The following is a 26,577-nucleotide window of genomic DNA, read 5'->3' as shown; positions in this document are numbered from 1 at the left end:
ATGCGGCCGGTTTGGGTCGCATGATGATGACGGTCCATGTAGGTGAACTGTGCGGGTGGAAAGAGAGAATGGTATGGCTTCGGCGTTCTGGCTGGTTGTGGGATTGGGCAATCCCGGGAGCAAATACGAGGGCACGCGCCACAACATGGGCTTCATGACGGCGGATGTGCTCGCCGAACGCTGGGCCGTTTCCCTCTCCGATCATAAGGGGCTTGCCAAATTGGGCAAGGGCATGATGAATCTCGAAGGGCACTCGGTCAAATTCTTCCTCGCCAAGCCGTTGACCTATATGAATGACTCCGGCAACGCCGTGGCCTCCATCAGCGCGTACTACGGCATCGAAGCCGATCATATCGTGGTCATTCATGACGATATGGACTTGGAATTCGGCCGTATCAAGGTCAAGGCGGGCGGCTCGGCAGGCGGGCATAACGGCATCAAATCCATCGACCGGTCGCTGAGTACGAACCAGTATGCGCGTGTGCGCATGGGGGTGGGCCATGCTCAGCGCGGTCCTCGCGCCCACGACAATACCGTGGATTGGGTGCTGGGCGGTTTTGGACCCGACCAGCGCAAGCAGCTGCCGGAATTCCTGGCCGATGGGGCCGATGCGACGGAAACGGTGATTGTTGACGGATTGAACGCTGCGCAGGAACACTTTAATGGTAGGTGAAACAGCGGTTATGGATAGGGTAGCGGCGGATAGCACAACGCAGAATGCAGCGGCAGGCGCAGCAGCACCATCAGGCGGAAGGCGCAAAGACGCCGCTCCCATTTCCGATCATCAGTCGCTGATCGGCGTCCTCGAATCGCTCGAACGCGACCCATCGTTCAAGTCTCTGGTCAATGGCGACATCGAGCAGCCTGAGTCGAAAACCGACCCCAGCATCGTCGTCGGCGCACCTAGCGGTCTACGCCCGGCGATCGCGGCAGCTGCTGCGGCGGCTCGGCATGCTGCGGTTGTGCTTGTCGTGGCATCCAGCCGCGAGGCCGAGGAAACCGTGGAATCGCTGCGCTCCTGGTATGAGGACGACCCGAATGCCATCGCCCAGTTCGAATCCTGGGAGACCTTGCCGCACGAGCGACTCTCTCCCCGCGCTGACACTGTGGCCAGCCGCATGGCCGTCATGCGCCGGTTGAAGCATCCGCAGTCCGGCAGCGATATGTTCGGGCCGATTCAGATACTCGTGATGCCGGTGCGCTCGCTGATTCAGCCGGTGGTGGCCGGACTCGGCGACGTGGAACCGCTGGTCTTCGAGCAAGGCAAAGAGCTGCCGCTTGACGAGGCCGCAGGCAGACTGGTCGAAAACGCCTATACACGCGTCGACTTGGTGATGGATCGCGGCGAATTCGCGGTGCGCGGCGGCATCCTCGACGTCTTTCCGCCCACTGCGCCGCATCCGGTGCGCATCGAGTTCTTCGGCGACGAAATCGATTCCATCCGCGAGTTCCACGTTTCCGACCAGCGCACGTATGGCGACGACATGCCCGGAATCTGGGCCACGCCCTGCCGCGAGCTGCAGCTCAATAATGCGGTGCGTGAGCGGGCGAAGTCGCTCATCGGCCGGATTCCCAACGCCGACGACATGCTCGAATCGATCGCCAACGCGATACCGGTCGAAGGCATGGAATCGCTCATGCCCGCGCTCATCGACGATATGGAGCCGGTCGCCGGGCTGTTGCCTGACAATGCGCTTATGCTGCTTTCCGACCCGGAGAAGCTGCGCCGTGCCGCTGAGGATCTGACGAAAACCGCGAACGAATTCCTCGCCGCCAGCTGGCATGTGGCAGCAGCCGGGCATGGCGCGGGCGCGCCGATCAGCTTCGAGCAGGCGAGTTTCCTCGACTATGACGAGACTATCAGCGCGTTGGAATTCTCCCGTCACGAGGTCATTCAGCTCACGTCCTTCGGCGTGGATGCGAGCCGGCCGGGTCACGTGCAGCTCGATGCGCAGGATCCCGCGCAGTTCCGCGGCGATGAGGCCAAGGCCTCGCATGGCATCGAATTGCTGATTGCTGACGGCTATGCGGTGACGGTCACCTCGCCGGCGCAGGGCACGCTGTCGCGCTTGAAGCGCGTGATCAACGAAACCGGCATCACGAAATTCGAGTGTATCCGCTCGCACGCCATTGATGGCTTCGTGGACAACGCCGCCAAAGTCGCGCTGCTCACTGAGCGCGACATCACCGGGCGCATCAGTGCTGGGACGCAGGCAAAAACACCCAAGCGCCGGCGCAAGGCCATCGACTTGGTGGAGCTCAAAACCGGCGATTACATCGTGCACGAGCAGCACGGCATCGGGCGTTTCGTCGAGATGAGGCAGCGCACGATTGGCGTCGGTGCGAACAAGACCACGCGCGAATACCTCGTCATCGAGTATGCGCCTTCGAAGCGCAACGCTCCGCCCGACAAGCTGTTCATCCCCACCGACCAGCTCGACCAGGTCAGCAAATACATCGGCGCCGAAGCCCCGAAGCTCAACAAGCTGGGCGGCTCGGACTGGGCGGCGACCAAGGCCAAGGCGCGCAAGCATGTGCATGAGATCGCCGAGGATCTGGTCAAGCTCTACTCGGCGCGGCAGAGCACGGCCGGATTCGCCTTCAGCCCCGACACGCCGTGGCAGAAGGAGCTTGAGGACGCCTTCCCCTACCAGGAGACCGCCGACCAGCTCACGACCATCGACGAAGTCAAGGCCGACATGGAGAAGTCCGTGCCGATGGACCGGCTCATCTGCGGCGACGTGGGCTTCGGCAAAACCGAAATCGCGGTGCGGGCCGCCTTCAAGGCGATTCAGGACGGCAAGCAGGTGGCTGTGCTGGTGCCGACGACCCTGCTGGTGCAGCAGCATTACGAGACCTTCACCGAGCGCTACGAGGGCTTCCCGGTCAAGGTGGCGGCGCTGAGCCGCTTCCAAAGCACCAAGGAGATCAACGAGACTCTCAAAGGCCTGGCGGACGGCACGGTTGACCTCGTGATCGGCACGCATAAGCTGCTCAACCCCAAAATCAAGTTCAAGGATCTCGGGCTGCTCGTCATCGATGAGGAGCAGCGCTTCGGTGTCGAGCACAAGGAGACGCTCAAGGCGCTGCGCACCAACGTCGATGTGCTCTCGCTCTCGGCCACTCCTATCCCGCGCACTTTGGAGATGGCCGTCACTGGCATCCGCGAGATGTCGACGCTGGCGACCCCGCCCGAGGACCGGCTTCCGGTGCTCACCTACGTCGGACCGTATGAGGATGCGCAGGTGAAGGCGTCCATCAACCGCGAGCTGCTGCGCGGCGGGCAGGTATTCTACGTGCACAATCGCGTGGAGGATATCGGCCGCATCGCCGCGAAGATTCACGAGCTGGTGCCCGAAGCGCGCATCGGCGTCGCCCACGGCAAGATGGGGGAGAAGCAGCTCGACGGAGTCATCCGCGACTTCTGGCATCGCGATGTCGACGTGCTGCTGTGCACGACCATCATCGAAACCGGCCTCGATATCTCGAACGCCAACACGCTGCTTGTCGACCATGCCGACCGCTTCGGGCTCAGCCAGCTGCACCAGCTGCGCGGGCGCGTCGGTCGCGGGCGCGAACGCGCGTATGCGTACTTCCTCTACGACCCGGCCAAGCCGATGACTCAGCAGTCGCACGATCGCCTGGAGACCATCGCGCAGAACACCGCGCTGGGCTCGGGCTTCGACGTGGCGATGAAGGATCTGGAGCTGCGCGGCACCGGCAACCTGCTTGGCGGCGAGCAGAGCGGGCATATCGAAGGCGTCGGCTTCGACCTGTACGTGCGCATGGTTTCCGAGGCCGTGGAGCAGTACAAGGAGCCGGAGCGCCACGAGCCGGTCGCCGTCACCATCGACTTGCCGATTGAGGCGTCGATTCCGGTGGATTACATCGACTCCGACAAGCTGCGTCTTGAGGCCTACCGCAAGCTGGCCGCCGCGCGCAGCGAGCAAGATCTTGCCGATTTGCGCGAGGAGCTGGCCGACCGTTATGGCGCGTTGCCGCAGGAGTTCGAGACGCTTTTCGACGTGGCGCGGCTGCGGGCCAAAGCACGAGGGCTGGGCATCAGCGAAATTATGACGCAGGGCAATCGCGTGCGCGTAGGCAAAATCGACCCGCCCGAATCGCTGCAGATGCGCATGTCGCGTATCTACCGCGGCATGCAGTACCGCCTTGTCACCCACACCATGCTCATCCCTGCGCCTTTCGCCGGTTCGCTCGGCTCCGCGCCGATGAGCAGCGAGCAGATCATGCGCTGGACCGAGCAGCTGCTCGAGGATTTGGCGTGGAAGGGGACGCCTCGGGGGTGAGTTATGCTGGATGCGTCCGCACTTTTTTAGTGTTGTCCGAAAATACGAGCCCATCCATCGGAAATCTCTCATGTCGCTGTGTGCTGCGTAATAGTGCATCAACCAGAATATGCAATTTCATCAGTAGACGTTATGATATTTCATCAGTTGAGGTTATGCTAATTCATCAGTAGCGTGCTCAAAACCCTGTAAACAGGCGGAAATTCTCTTATTGCATCACGATTTATTGCATCGTGATTAATGTAATCGTGATGCAATAAGCACGGCGCGGCGAATTTTCTTTGCTTTGACTAGCTATTCGCCCAACGCAAACGCCGTCCTTCCATCGTTGGATGTGAACGCTCCCAGCGGGCGGTGCCGTCAGAGCGCGCTGTAGTCCAACAAACACACTATTCTTGACGGTGTCATACAACCAACGCTTGAAGGAGTAGTTGTGGCAGCAATTGAAAGCGTATACGCGCGCGAAATTCTTGATTCCCGTGGCAATCCGACTGTTGAAGTGGTTCTCGACACCGATGATGGTGCGCAGGGCCTCGGCCTCGTCCCCTCCGGTGCTTCTACCGGTGAGGCGGAAGCCTGGGAGCGTCGCGATGGCGACAAGTCCCGTTATCAGGGCAAAGGCGTCCTCGATGCGGTCAAGGCCGTCAACGAGGTCATCGCGCCGAAGGTCATCGGCATGGACGCCGCCGATCAGCGCGCACTTGATGAAACGATGATCGAACTCGACGGCACCCCGAACAAGGGCAAGCTGGGCGCCAACGCCATCCTCGGCGTCTCCCTGGCCGCGCTCTATTCCTCGGCCGAATCCGCTGGCATGCCGCTGTACCGCTACATCGGCGGCACCAACGGACACATCCTGCCGGTTCCGAATATGAACATCATGAATGGCGGTGCGCATGCTGATTTCGCGACCGACATCCAGGAATACATGATCTCCCCCTACGGCTTCGACACCTACAAGGAAGCTCTGCGCGCCGGCGTCGAAGTCTATCACACCCTCAAGGGCATCCTGAAGAAGGACGGCCACGACACCGGTCTCGGCGACGAAGGCGGCTTCGCGCCGAAGATGGAGTCCAACGAGGATTCCCTCAAGTACATCGTCAAGGCCATCGAAGCTGCCGGCTATGAGCCCGGCAAGCAGATCGGCCTGTGCCTGGACGTGGCGTCCTCCGAGTTCTATAACAAGGAGAGCAACACCTACCACTTCGACGGCGCCGACCGCGATGCGGCCTACATGCTGGACTATTACAAGGAGCTCGTCTCCAAGTACCCGCTGGTCTCCATCGAGGATCCCTACTCGGAAGAGGATTGGGATGCTTGGCAGAAGATCACCGCCGAACTGGGCGACCAGCTGCAGTTCGTAGGCGACGATCTGCTCGTGACCAACCCGAAGCGCCTGCAGAAGGGCATCGACCTCAAGGCCGCCAACTCGCTGCTCGTCAAGCTCAACCAGATCGGCTCCGTCACCGAGACCCTCGACGCGATCGAGCTGGCCACCGAGAACGGCTTCACTTCCATGGTTTCCCACCGTTCCGGCGAGACCCCGGACACCACGATCTCCGACCTGGCCGTTGCGAAGAACACCCGCCAGATCAAGACCGGCGCCCCGGCCCGCGGCGAGCGCATCGCCAAGTACAACCGCCTGCTCGAGATCGAGGAGGAGCTTGGCTCCACCGCGCTCTACGCCGGCTACAGCGCCTTCAAGGCCTGCAAGCAGTACACCAAGTAAGGCGTGGTTCGCGTGATGTCGTGCAGCGCGTGACGCTGCACGACACCGCATGAGCTTGGAAGGCCCGTCGCATTCGGCCAAGTCGAATGCGACGGGTATTTTCATGTCTATGAGCAAATCGACCCGTGCCGCAAGAACTTCGTCGTCCAGACGCGGAAGCGGCCCGGTGGCGTTCTTCATCGCGTTGTTCATCGTGGCGCTGGGGTCGATTCAGCTGGTCTCCACATTCCATTCATATGCGTTGAATCTGGCCGAGCTCAACGGCCTCAAACGGCAGGAATCCGCGCTGATCGCCAAGAAGCAGGATCTGGAGAACGACATCGCCCGGTGGAACGACAAGGCTTACATCACCGCGCAGGCGCGCGAGCGCTTGGGCTTCGTTTTCCCAGGCGAGCAGGCGATTCGCGTCGAACACCCCGAGGCGGTTACGGGCAACCCCAAGGATGCCGAAGCGAACGGGTCCTCCTCAGAAGGCGAGCATAAGGCGCTGCCATGGTACGGCGAACTGTCCTATGCCTTCAAGCAGGCTGACGCGCCGCTTCCGAAAAGCGCCAAAGATCAGGGTGCGAAAAGTCCTGCCAGCGGCGGTGCAGACGGTGCTGGCGGTGCGCAGGGAAATGATGCGACGTCGAACGACGGCACAGCGGGCAAGTAGTCTTCTGGTTTCTCATGGAGAATATCGGTGAATGGCGAACGTCCGATGAAAGGCAGATGCCTGAAATCATAGGCGCGTCACGGCGAGACATCGCCTACGAGCCACGAAAGCCCGAAAGAACAGGGGCTTCGTAACGACTGCCGCAACGGCAACGGACGATAACGACGATGGAGAGCAAGATGATTCAGTCTCAGGTCAAACTGCAGCAGGGTGCAACCGACGCCGAGACACGTGAGCAGGCCGCCGCGCTGGTCGACCGATGCCTCGCCGACCCAGCCAATGAGCACGATATCGCTATGGTGCGCAAGCAGTTGGGGCGCTTTCCCCGAGGCATGGTCGCCGTCGGCGCGCGGTGCGTCTGCGGCCGGCCGCTGGCGGTCGTTACTCGGCCGGAACTGGACGATGGCATACCCTTCCCGACGACTTGCTACCTCACCAGTCCCGAGGCCGTCAAGGCAATCTCGCATGTGGAAGCGAACGGCGTGATGCGTGAATACAACGAGCTGCTTAACGCGGACGACGCGGTGCATGAGGCCTATGAACGCGCCCATGCGTTGTACTTGGCATTCCGCCACGAGCTCGCCACGCGTCTGGGCGACAGCGAGGAGCATATCGCAGGCACCAGCGCGGGCGGTATGCCGACGCGTGTCAAATGCCTGCACGCACTGCTGGCGCAGACGCTGGTCATGGGGTCTGGAGCCAATCCCATAGGAGACATGGCTTTGGAGCGGGTTCGTAGCGAATTCAGCCCGACCGTGTGCCGATGCACGACGCAGATTGAGGACTGAATCGGGCGGCGAGACGGTGCGGCGGCGTATACTCGGGCGAGTTGTTATGAAGACTGTTATTTGAGGAATTGTTAATGAGGATCGCGCTTGCACGGACAATCGGCACGGGCAATCGGCACGGAGAAGGAGCAGCGAGGGCTATGGAAGGTTCACAACGGGATGCGGTGACGGTCGCAGGCATCGATTGCGGCACGAACTCGATTCGTCTCAAAATCGCGCGCGTCGACGCCGATGGCACGCATGACATCGTGCCCCGCATGCTCCGGGTGATTCGGCTCGGACAGGATGTGGACAAAACCCACCGCTTCGCCGATGAAGCGCTGGAACGCGCCGATGCCGCGGTGCGCGAATTCGCCGATGTGCTGGCCGAGCATCCGGTTGACGGCATTCGCTTCGTAGCCACGTCGGCCACGCGCGACGCCGAGAACCGCGAGGTGTTCGAATCCTCGATGGAGCGACTTCTCGGTGTGCGCCCGGAGGTCATACCCGGCAGCGAGGAAGCCGCGCTGAGTTTTCTTGGTGCCACATGCGTCGCGCCGCGGCATGACCTCGCAGCGCCGTATCTCGTCGTGGATCTCGGCGGAGGCTCGACGGAACTGGTGCTCGGCGGCGATGGGGTGAGCGCGCCGGACACGCAGGTGCAGGCGGCCTTCTCGATGAACATCGGGTCGGTGCGCATGACCGAACGGCATCTGCGCTCCGATCCGCCGACGACCGAGGAGATTCGCGAGGCCGCCACGGATATCGACGAGCATATCGACGAGGCATTCCAGCAGGTCCCTGCGGGCAAGACGCGCACCATCATCGGCGTGTCGGGCACGGTCACGACGATGACCGCGCTGGCGCTGGGCTTGAAGGAATACAATCACCAGGCCGTTGACGGTGTGCGCATTCCATTCTTCCAGGCATTCGATGTCGATAACCAATTCCTCAACATGACCCGCGCTGAGCGCAGTGAATACAAGACAATCCATCCCGGTCGCATCGACGTGGTCGGCGGGGGAGCGCTGGTCTGGAACCGCGTGCTCGCCAGAGTCTCCGAGGCAGCCGCGCAGGATCACGACGAGCCGTTGGACTCCTTCGTCGCCAGCGAGCACGGTCTGCTCGACGGCATCGTGCTCGATTACGGCCGTCGGCTGCTGAGTGAGTAAATTACTGCCTTGCGAGCTGGCGCAAATGTGAAATAGCCCGAGACCTACGCTCGACACCACTTTGCCGAACTAGAATGCGTACCCCCGGTGGGACTCGAACCCACAAGCCAAAGGCGACTGATTTTAAGTCAGTTGCGTCTACCGATTCCGCCACGGGGGCATGGCCTACCCTGCATCAAGCAAGCCGACCGTAGCTATTATGCCACGTTCCTAGGCCAATCGCCTGCGTGTCAATCATGTGTCATTCGTCGGACCATTCATCGCCAAATCGACCGCAGAGCAGTTCAGCATGCGTGCAAATACGGCGCATGGTCACTGAATTGTTGGGGAACGGCGGAGAAAAGAGAACAAGCACATTGTCATCAAGATGAAACTCCATGCACCCGTTGTACACGCCGCCCGGGTTATCCAGCACATGTGGCCCATATGACTCTGATACCGAGCCATCACAGACAGCTCTTCGTCCATGATTGCGATCAGATCTTCGACAAGATCAACTCGTCTGCGTGCAATCCTACGCATATCTCTGTCGAAGCCGCTTGCAAAAATGATATCAATCATTGGGATTTGGCTTCTCTGATAATGTCGCGACAATACGCGCGCAGCTCCTCATGCGTGTGGAATACCGCGACTATCTCATTGTCGTCCATCAGATTGTTTTCGCGAACGTCCGCATCGTGCGCGTACGAATCAATCCGCCGCTTGAAATCGCCCAGCAAATCAACGCCTCGCCTATGAGCCTCAGCCTCAGCTTTGGCGTACTTCACATCATCAAACGTCAAAACAGTCATCATGAGCCTCCTTGATTCCACCTAATTCCACTTGCAACCATCATAACCAAGGAAACTTCCATTTCTCACACAGCCAAGCATGAACGACTCCATATGCATCGCAAATCTGTTCAGTATTGGCAAATGCATAACGAATACTGGTCGGATTGCTGAGTTTCAACCGCTGTAGCGTAGCAATCCGACCAATAAGATCCCTTTGCGGGGTGTCTGATCCACGACAACCACTGAGCTGTCCGCACGCCCCTACTGATGCCGCAGGGCGTCAACTGGGTCGAGGCGGGCGGCTCGGCGGGCGGGATAGTTGCCGAAGATGACGCCGACGGCGATGCAGATGCCGACCGCGAGCATGACCGATTGCGCGGAAACCGAGGGGGCGATCGCCATGCCGCCCACCATGCCGCCGACCAAGCCGGACAATGACATCGACAGACCGTAGCCGAGCACGGTGCCGATGAGACCGCCCATCACGGTGATGGCGATGGCCTCGGCGAGGAACTGGGCGGTCACGTCGTGCCGGGTCGCGCCTAGCGCCCGGCGCAGGCCGATTTCGCGGATACGTTCAGTCACATTGGTCAGCATCATGTTCATGATGCCGATGCCGCCCACCAGCAGCGAGATGCCGGCCACAGCTCCTGCCAGTAGCTGGAAGGCGCCCATGAAGCTGCTCATCTGGTCGATCACGGACTGTGCGCTGGACACCGACAGCTCCTGATCGATCTGGTCGGCAAGTATCCGGAGGATTTTCGCGGCGGCGACCTTGCTCTGCTCAGTGAGCTTCGCAACATCGACGCCCTGTTTGGCCAGTCCGAATATTTGCTGATAGCCGGTGCCTGAGCTTGAGAATCGCAGCGACACGGTGGATACGGGCATGTAGATATTCAGGCTGCCGTTGCCTCCGCCTCCGCCACCCATCAGCGCCGAGTTCTCGACGACGCCCACTACAGTCGCCTCGGTGCCGTCCAAGGTCACGATCTTGCCCACTGGATTCTCATTTGAGCTGCCGAAGAGCTTCTGCACGGCCTGTTTGTCGAGAATCACCGACATCGAGCCTTCGGCGGATTCGCTTTGGGTGAATGCCCGCCCTTGGGCGATTTTCAGACCCGAGACATCGAAATAGTGCTCGTCGACGCCGGTGATGGACGCCGAGAGCTTCTCGGCTGTGGTCGGTGCGGCGATTTCCTGCGCGGAGCCGTAATTCGTGGGGGAGAGATATTCGTAGTCGGGCAGCTGCTCGCGCATTGCGGCCAGCTGATCATCGTTGATGCCAGAGCCGTTATAGGGGTAGATGCTGATCGCGCGGGCCGCGTTCATGCCCATTTCGCTTACCAGCGCATCGCGGATGCCGCCGACCAGCGAGGTCATGGTGATGACGGCGGTGATGCCGATGACGATGCCGAGTATCGTCAGAGCGCTTTTGCCCTTGTTGGCCTTGAGCGCGGAGCCGGTCTCCGCTATCAGATCGCGAGCTTTCATCGGTACATCCCTTCACGCAGCACGCCGTCGCGCATGTGCAGGCAGCGGTCGGCACGGGCGGCGACCTCGGGGCTATGCGTGATGAGCACGATGGTTTTGCCCGCGTCGCGTAGCCGTTCGAAGGTGCGCATCACCGCCTCGCCCGTTTTGGAATCAAGGTTGCCGGTCGGCTCGTCGCCAAGAATGAGCGGTGGATTGCGCACCAGCGCCCTGGCGATGGCCACGCGCTGCATCTGGCCGCCGGAAAGCTCATTGGTTTTGCGATCGAACAGCATGGGGCTCAATGCCACTGAACGCAGCGCTTCGATGGCGCGCGCCTCGCGCTGGCGAACCGGGCAGTCGGAATAGGCCAGCGGCAACATCACATTGCGCAGCACGCTGGTGCGCGGCAGCAGATTGAAGGACTGGAACACGAAGCCGATGAGCCGCCCGCGCAAGTCGGAACGTTCGTCGTCGCTCAAGTCGTGCACATCCATGCCGCAGAGCCGGTAGCTGCCGGAGGAAGGCCGGTCGAGCAGCCCCAGTGTGTTCATAAGCGTGGATTTTCCCGAGCCGCTCGGCCCCATAATCGCCAGGAATTCGCCTTTGCGCACGCTCAGCGACACGCCTTTGAGCACATGCGTGAAGGTCTCTCCCGTCTCGAAGATGCGGTTGATGCCGTGGGTTTCGATAATCGCGGCGCTGGTCGCTGGGCGCTGCACGGTGCTGACTGGGTTGATGGCGTTGCCTGGCTGAGCAGCGTTGGCAGGGTTGGCAGGGTTGGTAAATGCGGCAGCGCCAGCGGCGTCAGCGTTGATACGGTGATCGACGGCAGCGTTTCCGTTCTTGGCACAAGGTCGAATATGAAGCAGTGACATGGCTACCGCACCTTCTCAAGCGGAGCTTCGGACGCGCTGCCTACGGTCGCAGACCCATCAGCGCCGGACGAGCCTTCCACGCCGCTCGCGCCAGCGGCCACAACGACCTTATCGCCTTTCTTGAGGTTGCCGTCGACTGCGGCCTTGGTGCTGTTCTTGTCCTTGACCTTGACGCCTACACGCTTCAACTCGTGGGTGTCGGCGTTGGTCTCGAGCATCACGTAGCTTCCGCCCCTGTTATCGTCCGTAATGGCGGAAATCGGCACCATCAGCGTGTCGTCTATATTCTTGGTAGTGATTTTCACGCCCGCGGTCATGCCCGGCTTCAGCCGGGGGTCGGGGGAGGGAATGATCAGACGCACCGCATACCCGGTGTTTCCCGAACCTTGGGAGCCTGCCCCCGCTGCCGAATCAGAGGAATCGCCCTGGGAGGTGGTGCTGGCTATGGTGTCGACCGTCGCGTCGAGCGTGAGGCCGGGGACAGCGGAGAAAGTGACCTTGGCTGCCTGATCCTTGGCGATTTTGGTGATGTCGAGTTCGTTGACGTTGACGTTGACCTTCATGCGTGACAGATCGGATATCTGACACAGCGGCTTGCCGTTTCCCGAGGCCGCTGCTGTGCCGGCGGCGGAAACGGTCGCGCCCGAAACCGCGCTCATGGTCAGAATAGTGCCGGCGACAGGGGCTGTCACCGTGCGTTTGTCGAGTTGGGCGGCCGCCTGATCATACGTGGCCTGGGCCTGCTGCACGGCGATCTGCGCACTGTCCACGCCGCTCTGCGCAGCGGGCAGCTGCTCGCCGGCCGCAGACGCCGCGGCATCGCCCTGAGCGCCACCCTGCCGTCTCGCGTTAGCGACGCTGGTATTGATCTGGCCGACCTGCGCCTGTGCGGCGTTAAGACTCGACTGGGCGGCTTGCAGCGCAAAATAGGCCTGATTCGCGTCCTGATCGAGCTTGTCGTTGTTGATGGTGAACAGCACATCCCCGGCGTTGACATTCGCGCCCTCCTGCACTTTCACTTCGCCGATGGTGCCGTCGACTTGCGGTGCGACGACGGTCGAGGAGATCGGCTCGATGGCTCCGGTGGAGCTCACCTGATCGATGAAACGCCCCTGCTCGACCGTTGCCGTGGGGGCGGCATTTGCTCCGCTTCCTGCTGCTGGTCGCAATGCGTTGTAGACGATGAAGCCGAGCACCAGCGCCGCGATGACGACGGCTATGATGATGCGACGGATCAGCCGCTTCTTCTTGCGCACCTTGCGCTCCTGCATGAGCCTGCCGAAGTCGGCTTTCATTGACTTCAGAACTTTCTGAGGCGCCGGACAGCACGCTGCTGCCGATGTCTTGCATGCCGACGGCAGCAGCGCCCCGTGTATCGTCGTTGTCCGATTCAAGGCCGGCCACTGGCTGCAGCTGGCGTGTCGCCTCCCCGGGCTCCTGCTCCTGAGCGAAATCGCCTAGCTGCGCCTCTTTCGGCTGTGTGGCATCATCGCCGTCAGCTTGCGAAATCGGTGTCCATTCGTGATCTGGCCTTGCGTCTTGCATTGCTATGTTCCTTTCCCGGGCGGGCGCGGCGCGAGGAGGCACCTTTGGCTTCCCCCCAAGCACCTTGCCGTCGCCTAGCGCCCTAAGTAGCTGCGCGCCAGGAAAACGCAAGACGCCAGAACGCCCCCATTGACCATGCAGGCGTATGCCGAATATCCGTTCATGATTCATTCCAGCACATCGCCCGCTGTCATGATATCCGGGAACACCCTGAATTTCCCCTGAATGTCCCCATAAATGGGGACAGCGGCGCAAGGGAATGCGCATTTTCATGTGGGCATAGGCTCTGAATCGTGAGGATCGGCTCGTGAGCGATGCCTGAGATGCCACAGTTACGAGGGATGTTTCGTGGATATCACAGCCCGAATCCTGTCGCGATTCGCTTCGCCGCGTTTGCCGAAGTACTGTGCGGTCAGTGCATAGAGGCAATCGTTGATTGCCAGCTGCGAGGTAAAGGATTCCAAAGCTTCCAAATGAGTTTTTGAGTCTTTCGAAATCGAATAAAAGACCACGTCGCCGTATTCGGTCAGAGGTGAATCGGCGAAGCTGGTGATGACGATAATTGGAACACCGTTGTTGCGCAACGATTCAGCAAGCACCAGCGTATCGGTATCGTTTCCCGTTTGCGATATGACGATGGCGCAGTCTTGTTTGTCCATCAGCGCGGTTTGCATAAGAGCCATGTGATACTCGATGTCATGAATCACGGCGATGGGCATTCGCATGAATTTATGGTAAGCGTCTAAAGCGACGATATTCGAGCCGCCCAACCCGTAGAATCCGAGTTTGCGTGCGTGCACAATGTAGTCGCGTGCCTGAACCAGATCCTGTTCGTTGATAAGAGCGAAGGTTCCTGTCAAGGTTTCGATATTAGCTGCGAGCGTTTTCCGCGCTACCGTTTTGGGTGAGTCCGCGATGTCGATATCTTCCACCGATTCGGTTTGCGTGTTGATCTCGCTGGCGAGAGCCCAGCGCAGCTGGGAGAAAGTAGAATAGCCCAGCGTCCGAGCGAAGCGCGAAAGGGTGGCGGTGGAAACGCCGCATTCCTGGGAAATGTCGGTGATGGTCTTCGATGCGGCGTTGGTGCTGTTGTTGATGATGTAGTCGGCGACTTTGCGACTGCTTGCGCCCAGCCGCTGGTAGCGGGCCTTGATTCGCTCGATGATGCTCAGATCCATGCGTTCGCTCCCTCATGCTGTCGTCGTATTCCATCCTAAGGGAATAACCTTTTTTTCGCGTGTGATTTGCGGTCTGAGTGCGTATTCGCGGCACTGTCGCTCGATTTGCTTCATCTCAAGCAATGATGTAAAATATAATCATCAAATTTAAATAATTAATGATGATTATTTACTTCAAGGAGGATGGTTTGATGAACGACGACCCTATGCTGCAGATTCGTCATGTGCAGCTGCGGATTCATGCTGATGATTGGCAAGATGCACTCAGGCGCGCGGCCAACCCACTGCTCGACGATGCAAGCATCGAATCGCAGTACGTAAGCGAGATGATCCAAGCGGTTCAGGATCTCGGCCCGTATATCGTGCTGGCTCCCGGATTTGCTCTGGGGCATGCGCGCCCGAGCGAGGCGGTGCACCGCCCGTGTCTGGCTATTGCAACTCTCGACGAGCCTGTCGAATTTGGCAGCGAGCAGAACGATCCGGTCGATATCGTCATCGTCGTGGCCTCTACAAGCAACGACGCCCATCTTGCGCTATTGCAAAAAGTGGTCACGTTCCTCAATGAGGAGAATGGTTTCGATATGCTGCGCGAGGCCCGCACCAATGATGATGCCCAGGCCATCGTGAGCACTGTAAATAAAGGAGAATGAGATGCAGATATTCGATTTTATCGTATATCAGTTTCTGAGCAATCAGACCATATTTCTCGGTTTAATCGCCTTGGTCGGCTTGCTGCTGCAAAAAAAAGTTCCCTCAGGTCGTTGACGGCGTCGTGAAAACCATCATCGGCCTGACCGTGCTTTCGGCCGGCGCGGGAATCCTGATGAATTCGCTGTCGCCGGTGGTTAAATCGTTGAATGATACCCTCAACGTCGAAGGCGTTCTGCCGACCAATGATGCCGTGTTCGGCGTTGTGCTCAAATTCCAGGATGCGGCGAAGAATACGGCGGTCATATTCCTGCTGGCATTCTTCCTGCATCTGCTGCTGGTGCGAATCACACCGGGCAAGGATTTCAAGAACGTATATCTCACCGCGCATCTTGCGCTCTATCATTCCGCGTTCATGGCGGTAACACTGCCTGTCGTCCTGCAAACTTCGAACCCGGCGGTGATCATAGCGGTGGGAACAGTTCTTAACGCCCTGTACTACACCTATTCTCCTGCCATCACGCGCAGAATCGCCCGTTCATGGACCCATGACGTGTCGACGCTGGGCTTCATGGATCAGGTGGGATCCATAGTCGCGCATTTCGTCGGCAAATGGTTCGGCAGCGCCAAGCCGGAGCAGGACGCCGATAGGATGAAGCTGCCCAAATGGGCCGCGATGTTCCGCGACAACACCGTGGTCATGTTCTTCCTCATGCCGATCATCTTCGTAGGAATCGGCCTCGCCGTCGGCCGTCAGGGCATCGAAGTCCTGTCGGGCACGGGAAGTAGCGACACCAACTGGATATTATGGCTCGTGCTTCAGGGATTCGTCTTCACCGCAGGCATCGTCATCCTGCTGCAAGGCGTGCGCATGTTCGTCGGCTCCATTGTCCCCGCCTTCAAAGGCATATCCGACAAGTTCCTTCCCGGAGCCGTTCCAGCGCTTGATGCGCCCACCTTCTTCCCATACTCGCCCATGGGCGGCATGTTCGGCTTCCTCGGCTCCACGGTCGCCTGCATTCTCGTGGCGATAGGCACCATCGTGTTCCACTCGCCGGTGATCGTGTTCCCCAGCCCGATCATCATGTACTTCGACGGCAACGTCATGGGGGTCTTCGGCAACAAGGCGGGCGGATGGCGCGGCGCCATCGCCGCGGGCTTCGTGACCGGCGCGCTTTCCTCGCTTGCAGTAATCGCGCTGTATCCGCTGACTGGCGCAGTGTACGGGTCGGGTCTCACCTGGTCCAACATCGACTATGCCTTGGTCTGGATGCCGATCATGTATCTGCTCAAGCTCGTCAGAGGCCTGTTCCTGGGCTTCTGATCATGGATGTAACCAGCTATATCAACCAATACAACAACTCACTCAAGGAGAATTATCATGAAGATCGTATGCGTTTGCGGTTTCGGCGTCGGATCGAGCGTCATCGCGAAAATGAACATCGAAAGCATTCTTGCCGATGAAGGCAGAGATGATATTTCAGTCGATACCGTCGACCTAGGCAGTATCCAGGGCGCACCAGCCGATATTTACATCACCACCACAGAGTTGGCCGATCAGTTCCCGGACGACTGTAAAGAAAAAACCATCGTGCTGACCAATTTTGTTGACCGGGACGATATCAAAAAGCATCTCGATGCGCGTATTGAGGAGCTTGGAGAGTAAACGACCGCTTTTACGCCCAAAGCAGTATATGGAAGAAGGTAATGGCATGCCGGCACGCAATATCAGCGAGGTCACTCGGGAAACGTGGATGAATGAGGTGTTCCCGGACTGGGGAACTTGGCTCAACGAAGAGATAGATGGTACCGAAGTGCCGCATGGCAAATTCACCATGTGGTGGCTTGGCAACATGGGCGTGTGGATTAAGACCGACCGTCAGACAAATATCGCCGTTGACTTGTGGTGCGGCACTGGCAAAACCACGCATAACAAGCCGGATATGTCTGCGCGGCACCAGTGGTCGCGGCTGACTGGCGGCCGGAAAATCCAGCCCAATCTGCGCACCACGCCCATGGTGATCGATCCCTTCGCGATTCGGACTCTGGACGCTTTACTGGTCACTCACTTCCATCATGACCATATTGATATGAATGTCGCGGCCGCCATCGTTCACAATGTCGAAAGCCCTATCCCGCTTATCGGGCCTCAGTGCGTGGTCGATCAATGGCTGGCGTGGGGCGTTCCTGCCGAACGATGCCACGTGGTGCATCCGGGTGACGAAGTTCGAATCAAGGATGTGACGATTCATGTCGTTGAATCCTTCGACCGAACCGTGCTTATCACCGATCCGGTCAAGGTTGAGACAAGTTCGGGGTCGGCAGACATACCCGATATGGATGAACGTGCCGTCAACTACGTCATCGAGACAACCGCTGGAACTATCTACCATGCGGGCGATTCGCACTATTGCACGTATTACGCGGAGCATGGCGCAAGTTTCGACATTGATGTGGCGCTTCTCGCCTATGGTGAGAACCCAGTATCGGTGCAGGATAAGATGACGTCGGTTGACGTGCTGCGTGCCAGCGAGGCATTGAACACCAACGTGGTGATACCGCTGCATTGGGATGTATGGAGCAATATGCTTGCAGATCCGCACGAGGTCGAAACGCTATGGAAGATGCGACGCGAGCGGTTCGGCTACCGATTCCATCCGCTGTGCTGGCTTCCGGGCGGGCGTTTCGTCTACCCGGATGACCGGAACAAGTTGGAATACTATCACGATCGCGGCTTTGACGATAGGTATACGCACCCCGTTGATTTGCCCTATACATCCTTCCTGTAAGGCGATTAAGGCGCGGGTGCTGGTGCGAAAGGCCATGCATGGATATCCAATGGAATATCCATGCATGGAGACTGTGACATGTAAAGACGTGACATAAGGAGCACATATGAATATTGGAATGATAGGACTTGGCCGCATGGGCGGGCATATGGCCCAGCGGCTGCGCGAAGGAGGCCATGCGGTTGTCGGCTACGACAGTTCGCCGCAGTCGGATCGCGATGTTGACAGCATGGAAGCTCTCGTCAAAGCATTGTCTTCGCCGCGTGTGGTGTGGGTGATGGTTCCGGCAGGTGAGCCGACTGATTCGGTAATCGAAACTCTGGCGCAGCTGCTCGATGCCGAAGACCTCGTCGTCGATGGCGGAAACACACGATATGCCGACGATACCCGTCATGCGCGGTATCTTGACCAGCGCGGCATCCGCTTTATGGATTGCGGGGTATCGGGCGGAGTATGGGGTGCCGAGCGCGGTTATGCCGTGATGGCGGGAGGCTCGCTCGAGGATTTCGAAAGAGTGAAGCCCGTGCTTGATGCTCTGAAGCCGAGCGGTCCTGACGGTCTTGTGCTTGCCGGCGGCGTTGGTGCCGGACATTATGCGAAGATGGTGCACAACGCCATCGAATATGGCATGATGCAGGCTCTAGGCGAGGGATTCGCCACTATGGCGAAAAGTCCCTGCATCACTAACCCGGCAGCCGTGATGACATCGTGGAAGTCCGGTTCGGTCGTATCCTCGTGGCTGCTTGATCTGCTCGCCAACGCTTTCGAAGACGATCCGACGCTCAGCGGCATGCCTCCGGTCGCCAACGAATCCGGGGAGGCGAAGTGGATGGTCGAATCCGCTTTGGAACTCGGCGTGCCTACGCCAGTCACGGCAGCAGCCCTGCATATGCAACAGATGTCTCGCGGGGGAGCCGACGATATTCTGCGCGCGATTTCCACTATGCGCGCGCAATTTGGAGGCCACGTCACCAAGGTCTAAGGCACTGCGAACAGTACAGGCAAAATAGCTGCGGCACGGCCCGGCATCCGCGAATCATATAATCTATGTATTCTGCGAATGCCGGGTCATGCTTATGCCAGGAAGCAACTGAACGAGCGTGGGCAGTGCGCCTTCTGAAGCTTTAGGCATATGCCCATATAGCATGGAGTGAGCAATCAGTACGGCGGTACAGGCAAAGCACGCACAGCAAAGGAACGTTATGGCTCGACAATGGACCAATATCACGCGCGACGAGGAATCGGGGCTGCCGATCATGCCGGTGCAGGCGGTTTCTGCGGCGGCGGTGCTGTGCGTGGGCGAGCTGCTGTGTGCGCCGATTTACGTCGGCATGACGCAGGGCCGGTTCGCGCTCCTTCCGTGGGCTATGGTCGCCTGCTTGCTGGCGGTGGCGTTCACGTATACCGTCGGCTTCGCGCTGCTGTGGTGCGTCGAATCGCTGGGCGGCAAGCTGCGACCCGCGCTGATGCCGGTCGCCTACGGGGTCGCCGGTCTGATCGGCTTCACGATCTGGGGGTGCGCGGTGTTCACGGCGTTCATCAACTCCATGCTCACGCCGCTGGGACTGCCGGAACTGGCCAACGGTCAGGTCGTCGGCATAGGCGTGAATTGCGCGGCGCTGGGCTTCGCGGCGTTTTTCCTCGGTTCGATTGCGCCCAAAGTATTGGCCCGTCGCAGGGGCGTGGTGATCGCCATCGGCGTGCTGACCTTGCTGTTCGCGGCGGTCGGCGCTTTCACCGTCGCCAAGGTTTATGGCGTGCTGTACTAGGAGGCACTGCCAGGGAGTCTGCGACGAGGGTTGCCCAAGACCGTTTGCGGCTTATGCGCTGACGGCTGAGCGCGTCTCGGCGTAATCATGGCTTGCCTATAATCCCATCCGTGGGTTTGCGGCGTTTGCCGGAGCTTTGAGGTCGTCGGTCGTCGGCGCGTGCGTCATGGCAAGGCGCAAACAGCATATGCAACGGATACAGCCAAGGCGCAAACACAATGAATGCGTAAGACACAAGAGAAGAATGGTCGTGATATGTTCAGTGTCCTTGAGATGTTCACCGTCGGCGTCGGGCCGAGCTCGTCGCACACGGTAGGGCCGATGTGCGCGGCCAGCGCCTTCGTGTCCTCGCTGCGCAAATCCGGCGTGCTTGGTCAGGTGGCTCGGGTGCGTGCGGTGCTGTACGGCTCGTTGTCGATGACCGGCATGGGCCACGGCACCGATCGAGCGGTGGTCGCCGGTTTGGAAGGCAGCATGCCGGAGGATGTCGATATCGAGCATCTGCTGAATATTCGGCAGGAATGCGAGCAGCGCGGCACGCTGATGCTGGGCGGCGAACAGCAGATTGCGTTCGACTACGCGCACGATGTCGTCTTCGAGATGTGGCAGCGGCTTGCGGCGCATCCCAACGGCATGCGCTTTCAGGTGTTCGACGCCGCCGGCGATGTGCTCGACGAGCAGGTGTGGTACTCGATCGGCGGCGGGTTCATCCGGCTCGGGGGCAAAGACGATCCGATGATCGGCATCCACGAGCGGCCTGCGAAGGGCATGACTTTCGCGGAGCAGGAAACCGGCGGGCAGGTGGATTTCGGCCCCGAAGTGCCCTATCATTTCTCGTCCTGCGGCGAACTCATGGCCGTGTGCGAGCGCACGGGGCTGCGCGTGAGCGAAATCGTCTGGGCCAATGAGACCGCGATGCGCCCGGCCGACGAGGTGCGCGAGCGGCTGCTGCACATCTGGCATATGATGCACGGCTGCATTCTGGCGGGGTGCTCCAGCACCAAGGAGATTCTGGCCGGTGGCCTTGAGGTGCGCCGCCGTGCGCCGCGCATGTACCAGCGGCTCTCTCCGGGCAGTGACGCGCTGCGACGCGATCACCACCGTGGCGAGGCGGCGCTGGACGCGCTGGAATCCTCCGATGCCGCGTGGGTGAATCTGTTCGCGCTGGCGGTCAGCGAGGAGAATGCCGGGGGAGGGCGCATCGTCACCGCGCCCACGAATGGCGCGGCCGGAATCATCCCGGCGGTGCTGCAATACTATTGGAGTTTCGTCGACGGCGCGGACGAGGACGGCGTGGTGCGATTCCTGCTTACGGCCGGAGCCATCGGCTACCTGTTCAAGCGCAACGGCTCGATTTCCGGGGCTGAGGTCGGCTGCCAGGGCGAGGTCGGCTCGGCCTGCTCGATGGCGGCCGGCGGACTGTGCGAAGTGATGGGCGGCACGCCGCGGCAAGTCGAGAACGCGGCGGAAATCGGCATCGAGCATCATTTGGGCCTTACCTGCGACCCGGTGGGCGGCTTGGTGCAGATTCCCTGCATCGAGCGCAACGCGATGGCGGCGAACACGGCGATCAACGCGGTGCGCATGGCGATGTTCGGCGACGGCTCGCATCTGGTCAGCCTCGATCAGGCGATCAAGACGATGATGGACACCGGAGCGGACATGATGTCGAAATACAAGGAGACCTCCAAGGGCGGTCTCGCGGTCAACGTCGTGGAATGCTAGGTTTCCAGCTGATTCGCGGTCGGTTCGCAGCTGAACCGCAGCGGCGGCTCACAATGACGCGCTGCAATGCCCCCATCAACCACAAGTGCTAGTCTGGGTCACATTGTGCGTAAGGAGGCCAATATGACAGCAAGCATGCCGCAAGTCAATGCCGAGTTCGGCGCCGCGCCGGAGATAACGTTCCCCGCGCCCGAACCGCCGGCCGGCTTGAAGGTCGCCGAGGTCGTCGAAGGCAACGGTCCGATGGTTCGGCGCGGCGACACCGTCACGGTCAACTACCATGGCGTGGTCTGGGGCGGCGACGCGCCCTTCGATTCGAGCTTCGACCGCCATCAGCCCGCCAGCTTCGGCATCGGCGTCGGACAGGTCATCAAGGGCTGGGACCAGACGGTGCCGGGCCACAACATCGGCTCGCGTCTCGTGGTCTCGATTCCCCCGGAGTACGGCTACGGTTCGCAGGGCATGCCGCAGGCGGGCATCGGCGGCGAGGACACGCTGGTCTTCGTCATCGACATCATTTCGACCCGCTGAGCCGGACGAGTCTTATAGAGCAACACGTATAGCGCTGGCGAGGTTTGGTACGCATGCAGACATAGCGTACCGGGCTTGGCCGGCGCAGTCATATATATAACCTAAGGATAAGGTCAGGAGGAGGCATTATGGCCGAGGAGAAAACGATTCTGCTTACGCAGGAGGCGTACGACAAGCTCAAGCAGGAGCTCGCCTACCGCGAGGGTGAATTCCGCGACGAGATCACCGAGCGCATCGCGACGGCGCGTGCCGAAGGCGATCTTTCGGAGAACGGCGGATACCAGGCCGCGCGCGAGGAGCAGGGCAAGAACGAAGGCCGCATCAATGAGCTCATCGTCAAGCTGCGCAACACCAAGATACTCGAGGCTCCCGAAGCGGGAACCGTGGGCAACGGCTCCGTGGTGACGTTGGACCTGGCAGGCAACGAGGTGGTCTATGTGCTGGGGTCGCGCGACATCGCCGTAGCCACCGAATACGACGTCATCAGTCCGGAATCGCCGATCGGCGCCGCCATCATAGGCGCCAAGAAGGGCGATACCGTCAGCTACAAGACGCCGAACGGCCGCGAGATATCGGTGACGGTCAAGGACTCCCAGCCGCTGTCGTGACGCTGCGAAAGCGGCGGCGACGTTTTCCCCCTATGCCAGATTGCCCGGCATAGGGGGAACTTTGGGTTTACAGGAACTTCATATGGCGCAGGATGCGCAGGAGCCAGGCGAATAGTCGGATAGACTTGCGTGGCGCTCACCACAGATTGACGATGACCATGTAGATGGCGACCATGTGGCAGGCGAATCCGGCGACGGTGCCGACGTGGAAGATCTCGTGGAAGCCGAAGACGCGCGGCCATGGATCGGGCCTGCGCAGGGCGTAGACGATGGCGCCGGCGATGTAGCATGCCCCGCCGGCGGCGATCAGTATCACAACGGCCGGGCCGGCGGCAGGGGAGAGCCAGAACAGCCGCATGAAGACCAGACCGGATATGCCGAAGACGATGTAGACGATGACGTAGAGCCAGCGAGGCGCGCTGATCCAGATCACGTGGATGACCATGGCCACGAAGGTGCAGCTCCACATGCCCACGATGATCGCGGTGCGCCAGAAGGAATCGAGCGCGAAGGAGACCGGCGTATAGGTGCCGGCGATCAGCAGGAATATATTGAGATGGTCGATGCGGCGCAGCACGTCGGTGACGCGCGGCGACCAGTCGCCCAGATGGTAGGCTGCCGAATTCGTGAATAGAAATGCCGAACATGCCATGAAGATGGCGCAGGCCCACTTCAGCCCCGTGCCGTGCGCCAGACAGATCAGCACGATGCCGGCCGCCAGCGCAAGGGGGGCGGAGACCGCATGAATCCAGCCGCGCAGGATAGGCTTGGGCCGGCCATGCACGTCGAGACGCACCCGGCGTTCCGTAGTTTCGAATGGCACGCCTTCGATGCGCGCGGCGCGAATCTCGCCCTGTGCGATGATGGCTGCCGCCCGCCGCTCGGCTGTGCGGCGCACGGAATCGGCCCTGTTGCGCGCTTTGGCGCGTGCCGCCTCGGCCCGGGCGCGCACGGCCTGCTCGCGGGCCGCGATGACGGCTGCGGCTGCGTCTCCGGATTTCGCGCTTGCCTCGGTTTCGGGATGATTCGTGCTGTCCATAATCCTCCGTTGCCGTGTATGATGCCGTATGTTACGCAAACGTAACCTACGATATCGTAACCGATGTCAATGTCAAGCTGGACGACGCCGCATCGCGGTTTTGCCCAGCCTTGCGCATGTCATATGCATGCCTGGTACATTTTCGCGCACCGCGATCTGCTCGGCAACCTGAAACACATCGATCCGCTGCAGGCCTGCGCCCTGCGTATGATGGAGACCATGGCTGATTTCACTCACATTCTCGCAACGCGCCCTGATTTCGATGACAGCGACCGCGAATGGCTGCATCATCTTGTTGCGGATTGGCAGGTCATCGCCGATCTGAGCTTCGCCGACCTGCTGCTTGTTCTGCAAAAAGGCGACGGAAGCTACGTCGTCGCCGAGCAGTGTCGGCCCTCCACCGTGATGACCCTGCGCATCGATGACGTGGTGGGCAATGAGATCAAGGACGATATGATCGACGAGCTGGACACCACGATGCGCTCGAACGACGTCGTGCGCTCCACCGTGCTGCGCGATGTGGGCCGTTCGACGGTCTGCAACGTCTACGCGCCGGTGCGACACAACGGCAAAACGCTCGGCGTCGTCATCCGCGAGACGAATATGTCCACGCGAGAATCCAACGGCCGCTACGAGTCCGAAAGCATCAACGCCGGCAAGCAGCTCTTCGAGATGATTCCGCGCGAGCAGTTCCCTTATCATGATCCGGTGATGAACCAGCGGCACAACGCCCGCGTCTCCGATGGCTTCATCCTGCTGACCGTGGACGGCGTGGTGCGCTACTCCTCGCCCAATGCCATTAGCTGCTTCCGACGCCTCGGCGCGGTGACCACGATGCAGGGCCAGTATCTCAGCGAGATCGGCACGCAGCTGCTGCACACCAAGGATCCAGTGCCCGAAGCCCTCCCTTTGGTGCTTGCGGGCAAGGCCGCCGTCGATTCCGAACTGAATGCGAATCGCTCGGTGATCTCGATTCGCTCTCTGCCGTTGTATGGCGCGAACGGACGGTCCGGCGCGCTGATTCTGTGCCGCGACGTGACCGAGCTGCGTCGGCGCGATCAGGAGCTGCAGACGAAGGACGCCACGATTTCGGAGATTCACCACAGGGTCAAGAACAATCTGCAGGCCGTTTCGGCGCTGCTGCGGCTGCAGGCGCGCAAGACCAAATCCGACGAGGTCAAGAAGGAGCTGGCGGAGGCCCAGCGCCGCGTGCAGACGATAGCCATGGTGCACGAAGGGCTGAGCCAGACCGCCGACGAGATGGTAGACTACGACAAGGTGATTTCGAATCTGCTCAAGATGACCGTGGATCTCGCCACCATGCGCGACCAGCACATCCACATCGACTACATCGGCTCCTTCGGCATGATGCCGGCCCAGGACGCCACGCCGCTGTCGCTAGTGCTCACCGAGCTGATCACCAACGCCGTCGAGCATGGCTTCGAAGGGCGCAAGGATGGGCGCATCACCATTTCAGTGGGCCGGGGCGGCAACAATCTCAACGTCGTCGTCGAGGACGACGGATCCGGCTTGGACACCGAGGAGGACAACGGCATGGCCCGCTCTTCGGGGTCGGGCTTGGGCACGCAGATCATCAACACCTTCGTCACGAACGATTTCGGCGGCACCGTGCATTGGGAGCCTCGCCGCGAGGGCGGCACCAGGGTCATTCTGGATATGCGCCTGCGTGCGGCCCAGGACCTTCAGGAGGACAGCAACGCCACGGATCTGTGAGCCTTATGCGTGAGCGCAAACGTTGCAGACCCCGCATCGCCGCGACCTGAGCTGCTCCCGGATGCGTGATTGCGATGATGTGGAGCCGGTTATACGTCACGACTCCCGCACTATCTGCAAGGTGATGCGGGAATCGTGACGTATAACCGGCAACCGGCCTGAAACGGCACAGCGCCCGCATTATCTTTGCAGTGATGCGGGCGTTGCAACGCAAAGGACTCGGCGCAGCCAGCTTATTGACCGTCGCTGTGGCTGCCGTGGCTTGCCTGGCGGCCGTCGGGGCCTTCGCGCTGCAGCCTGGTGGATTCCTTGCGCCAGACGGGGTCGATGTCTTCGAATGAGTAGAACTGCTGTCCTTCGGCGATGAAGGCTCGGGCGGATTGCAGGGCGGAATCCTCCCAGAATCGGGACCGGTGAGCGTCGCCGTCGATGCGCTCCCATGGGTCGGCGCGGAAGGCTTCGGCGATGTCGATCATGACGTTCAGCGTGTGTGCGAGGCGCAGCTTGATGGTAGGCGCTGAGAGCACGTGGTTGCTTGCGGACGCACGGTCGTCATAGGATTCGCGTTCAGCGTGCTCCTGCAAATGCCGGTGGATGTCCATGGGTTTGAATTCGTCCGTGCAGATCAGCCGCAGCCAGGCGATCGCATTGTCCACTTTGGCGTGCGGGCCGCGCCGGGAGTCCTGCCTCTCGATGGTGACCAGCTGATTGAACACCAGCCGCGCCTGCTCGCGCACCCGTTCGCGGACCATGGTGCTGACGGACTCGCCCCGTGCGAGCCAGTCGATAAGCTGCATTCCCTGAGGCAATGCGGAGTCGGTCAGATCGAGGACCTGTCCACCGAACCATTGCACGGTGGCCATTGCGAACAAGGCATCGGGCCCCCAGCGGTGACTTGCATTGACCAAGCATACAAGCGGGGTTTTCACGCCATGATGGTCGCGAATGTAGTCGAACAGGGCGACTCCCGACAGCAGTTTGTGCGTAGCTCGCAGGATCTGCTCATTCGAGGACCCATACACGGTCATCGGGTCCAGCACGGCCACGACTGCCAGCCAACGCGCAGCCCCGCGATCGTCCCAGAAGGATTTGGCATCTTCGATGGTTTCCGCCAGCTCGTAGCAGTCTTCGGGAATGCCGGCAGCCACGAAATCCTGGAACAGGTAGGGACTGCCCACCAGCAGCACCTTTCTGTGCATGAGCGCCGATGCCATAGTGCCCCGCCCTTCCCCGACGATTCTTCTCAATGGGATGATACCT

At 60.4% G+C, this 26,577-nt stretch carries 23 protein-coding genes and 1 tRNA gene; 16 read left to right on the top strand and 8 right to left on the bottom strand.

Annotated features, from left to right (window positions below; translation table 11 throughout):
- The first annotated feature begins 73 nt into the window (after window positions 1–73).
- The 6 genes from pth (at window position 74) to BISU_RS02135 (ending at window position 8,630) form a co-directional block, all read left to right on the top strand.
- Window positions 74–673 carry an aminoacyl-tRNA hydrolase gene (gene pth, locus BISU_RS02160; RefSeq protein ID WP_024462851.1) on the top strand — a complete coding sequence of 200 codons (600 nt, stop codon included), beginning with the start codon at window positions 74–76 and terminating at the stop codon, window positions 671–673.
- 10 nt (window positions 674–683) lie between these two features.
- Window positions 684–4,307: a transcription-repair coupling factor gene (gene mfd / locus BISU_RS02155; protein ID WP_024462852.1), complete on the top strand. Its 3,624-nt coding sequence runs from the start codon at window positions 684–686 to the stop codon at window positions 4,305–4,307.
- Between the two features lie 433 nt (window positions 4,308–4,740).
- Window positions 4,741–6,036: a phosphopyruvate hydratase gene (gene eno, locus BISU_RS02150; protein ID WP_024462853.1), complete on the top strand. Its 1,296-nt coding sequence runs from the start codon at window positions 4,741–4,743 to the stop codon at window positions 6,034–6,036.
- A 109-nt stretch (window positions 6,037–6,145) separates the two neighbouring features.
- The gene (locus tag BISU_RS02145; protein WP_024462854.1) at window positions 6,146–6,691 is read left to right on the top strand and encodes an FtsB family cell division protein; all 546 of its coding nucleotides are present in this window, start codon (window positions 6,146–6,148) and stop codon (window positions 6,689–6,691) included.
- A gap of 179 nt (window positions 6,692–6,870) precedes the next feature.
- Window positions 6,871–7,479, top strand: coding sequence for a DUF501 domain-containing protein (locus BISU_RS02140; protein WP_024462855.1), 609 nt, complete (start codon window positions 6,871–6,873; stop codon window positions 7,477–7,479).
- Between the two features lie 140 nt (window positions 7,480–7,619).
- Entirely contained in the window at window positions 7,620–8,630 is a 1,011-nt protein-coding gene (locus BISU_RS02135; RefSeq protein WP_024462856.1) for a Ppx/GppA phosphatase family protein, read from the top strand.
- Between the two features lie 79 nt (window positions 8,631–8,709).
- Here the strand turns inward: BISU_RS02135 and BISU_RS02130 are convergent.
- The 6 genes from BISU_RS02130 to BISU_RS02100 all read right to left on the bottom strand — a co-directional run bounded on the left by BISU_RS02130 (window position 8,710) and on the right by BISU_RS02100 (window position 14,474).
- A tRNA-Leu gene (locus tag BISU_RS02130) sits at window positions 8,710–8,790 on the bottom strand.
- Between the two features lie 397 nt (window positions 8,791–9,187).
- The gene (locus BISU_RS02120; RefSeq protein WP_024462858.1) at window positions 9,188–9,424 is read right to left on the bottom strand and encodes a hypothetical protein; all 237 of its coding nucleotides are present in this window, start codon (window positions 9,422–9,424) and stop codon (window positions 9,188–9,190) included.
- Window positions 9,425–9,664: 240 nt separating this feature from the next.
- Entirely contained in the window at window positions 9,665–10,894 is a 1,230-nt protein-coding gene (locus BISU_RS02115; RefSeq protein ID WP_024462859.1) for an ABC transporter permease, read from the bottom strand.
- Window positions 10,891–11,751 carry an ABC transporter ATP-binding protein gene (locus tag BISU_RS02110; RefSeq protein WP_024462860.1) on the bottom strand — a complete coding sequence of 287 codons (861 nt, stop codon included), beginning with the start codon at window positions 11,749–11,751 and terminating at the stop codon, window positions 10,891–10,893. The genes BISU_RS02115 and BISU_RS02110 overlap by 4 nt, the downstream gene beginning before the upstream one ends.
- A 2-nt stretch (window positions 11,752–11,753) precedes the next feature.
- Window positions 11,754–13,046 carry an efflux RND transporter periplasmic adaptor subunit gene (locus tag BISU_RS02105; RefSeq protein WP_051245934.1) on the bottom strand — a complete coding sequence of 431 codons (1,293 nt, stop codon included), beginning with the start codon at window positions 13,044–13,046 and terminating at the stop codon, window positions 11,754–11,756.
- 582 nt (window positions 13,047–13,628) lie between these two features.
- Window positions 13,629–14,474 carry a MurR/RpiR family transcriptional regulator gene (locus BISU_RS02100; protein ID WP_024462862.1) on the bottom strand — a complete coding sequence of 282 codons (846 nt, stop codon included), beginning with the start codon at window positions 14,472–14,474 and terminating at the stop codon, window positions 13,629–13,631.
- A gap of 158 nt (window positions 14,475–14,632) precedes the next feature.
- Between BISU_RS02100 and BISU_RS02095 the strand changes: the two genes are divergently transcribed.
- The 9 genes from BISU_RS02095 to BISU_RS02055 all read left to right on the top strand — a co-directional run bounded on the left by BISU_RS02095 (window position 14,633) and on the right by BISU_RS02055 (window position 22,544).
- Window positions 14,633–15,124, top strand: coding sequence for a PTS sugar transporter subunit IIA (locus tag BISU_RS02095; protein WP_202805541.1), 492 nt, complete (start codon window positions 14,633–14,635; stop codon window positions 15,122–15,124).
- A 122-nt stretch (window positions 15,125–15,246) separates the two neighbouring features.
- Entirely contained in the window at window positions 15,247–16,446 is a 1,200-nt protein-coding gene (locus tag BISU_RS02090) for a PTS transporter subunit IIC (RefSeq protein ID WP_202805554.1), read from the top strand.
- A 57-nt stretch (window positions 16,447–16,503) separates the two neighbouring features.
- Window positions 16,504–16,788 (top strand): PTS sugar transporter subunit IIB, encoded by a 285-nt coding sequence (locus BISU_RS02085; RefSeq protein WP_024462864.1) that lies wholly within the window; start codon window positions 16,504–16,506, stop codon window positions 16,786–16,788.
- Window positions 16,789–16,834: 46 nt separating this feature from the next.
- Complete coding sequence (gene ulaG, locus BISU_RS02080; protein WP_024462865.1) at window positions 16,835–17,911, top strand: L-ascorbate 6-phosphate lactonase; 1,077 nt, start codon at window positions 16,835–16,837, stop codon at window positions 17,909–17,911.
- A 106-nt stretch (window positions 17,912–18,017) separates the two neighbouring features.
- The gene (gnd, locus tag BISU_RS02075; RefSeq protein WP_024462866.1) at window positions 18,018–18,893 is read left to right on the top strand and encodes a phosphogluconate dehydrogenase (NAD(+)-dependent, decarboxylating); all 876 of its coding nucleotides are present in this window, start codon (window positions 18,018–18,020) and stop codon (window positions 18,891–18,893) included.
- A gap of 220 nt (window positions 18,894–19,113) precedes the next feature.
- On the top strand, window positions 19,114–19,680 hold the full coding sequence (locus tag BISU_RS02070; protein WP_024462867.1) for a hypothetical protein: 567 nt from the start codon (window positions 19,114–19,116) through the stop codon (window positions 19,678–19,680).
- Between the two features lie 255 nt (window positions 19,681–19,935).
- Window positions 19,936–21,405 carry an L-serine ammonia-lyase gene (locus BISU_RS02065; protein WP_024462868.1) on the top strand — a complete coding sequence of 490 codons (1,470 nt, stop codon included), beginning with the start codon at window positions 19,936–19,938 and terminating at the stop codon, window positions 21,403–21,405.
- 123 nt (window positions 21,406–21,528) lie between these two features.
- Window positions 21,529–21,936 carry an FKBP-type peptidyl-prolyl cis-trans isomerase gene (locus BISU_RS02060; protein WP_024462869.1) on the top strand — a complete coding sequence of 136 codons (408 nt, stop codon included), beginning with the start codon at window positions 21,529–21,531 and terminating at the stop codon, window positions 21,934–21,936.
- A 128-nt stretch (window positions 21,937–22,064) separates the two neighbouring features.
- Window positions 22,065–22,544, top strand: coding sequence for a GreA/GreB family elongation factor (locus tag BISU_RS02055; protein WP_024462870.1), 480 nt, complete (start codon window positions 22,065–22,067; stop codon window positions 22,542–22,544).
- 136 nt (window positions 22,545–22,680) lie between these two features.
- Here BISU_RS02055 and trhA read toward each other — a convergent pair whose 3' ends face one another.
- On the bottom strand, window positions 22,681–23,583 hold the full coding sequence (trhA, locus tag BISU_RS02050; RefSeq protein WP_024462871.1) for a PAQR family membrane homeostasis protein TrhA: 903 nt from the start codon (window positions 23,581–23,583) through the stop codon (window positions 22,681–22,683).
- Window positions 23,584–23,802: 219 nt separating this feature from the next.
- Here trhA and BISU_RS02045 point away from each other — a divergent pair, with 219 nt between their 5' ends.
- Entirely contained in the window at window positions 23,803–25,317 is a 1,515-nt protein-coding gene (locus tag BISU_RS02045; protein WP_024462872.1) for a sensor histidine kinase, read from the top strand.
- 233 nt (window positions 25,318–25,550) lie between these two features.
- On the opposite strand, the gene BISU_RS02040 is transcribed toward BISU_RS02045, so the two are convergent.
- The gene (locus BISU_RS02040; RefSeq protein WP_024462873.1) at window positions 25,551–26,531 is read right to left on the bottom strand and encodes a hypothetical protein; all 981 of its coding nucleotides are present in this window, start codon (window positions 26,529–26,531) and stop codon (window positions 25,551–25,553) included.
- Window positions 26,532–26,577: the final 46 nt, after the last annotated feature.

The organism is Bifidobacterium subtile (assembly GCF_000741775.1).
Lineage (GTDB): Bacteria > Actinomycetota > Actinomycetes > Actinomycetales > Bifidobacteriaceae > Bifidobacterium > Bifidobacterium subtile.
This window is presented reverse-complemented; position numbering and strand designations above follow the sequence as displayed.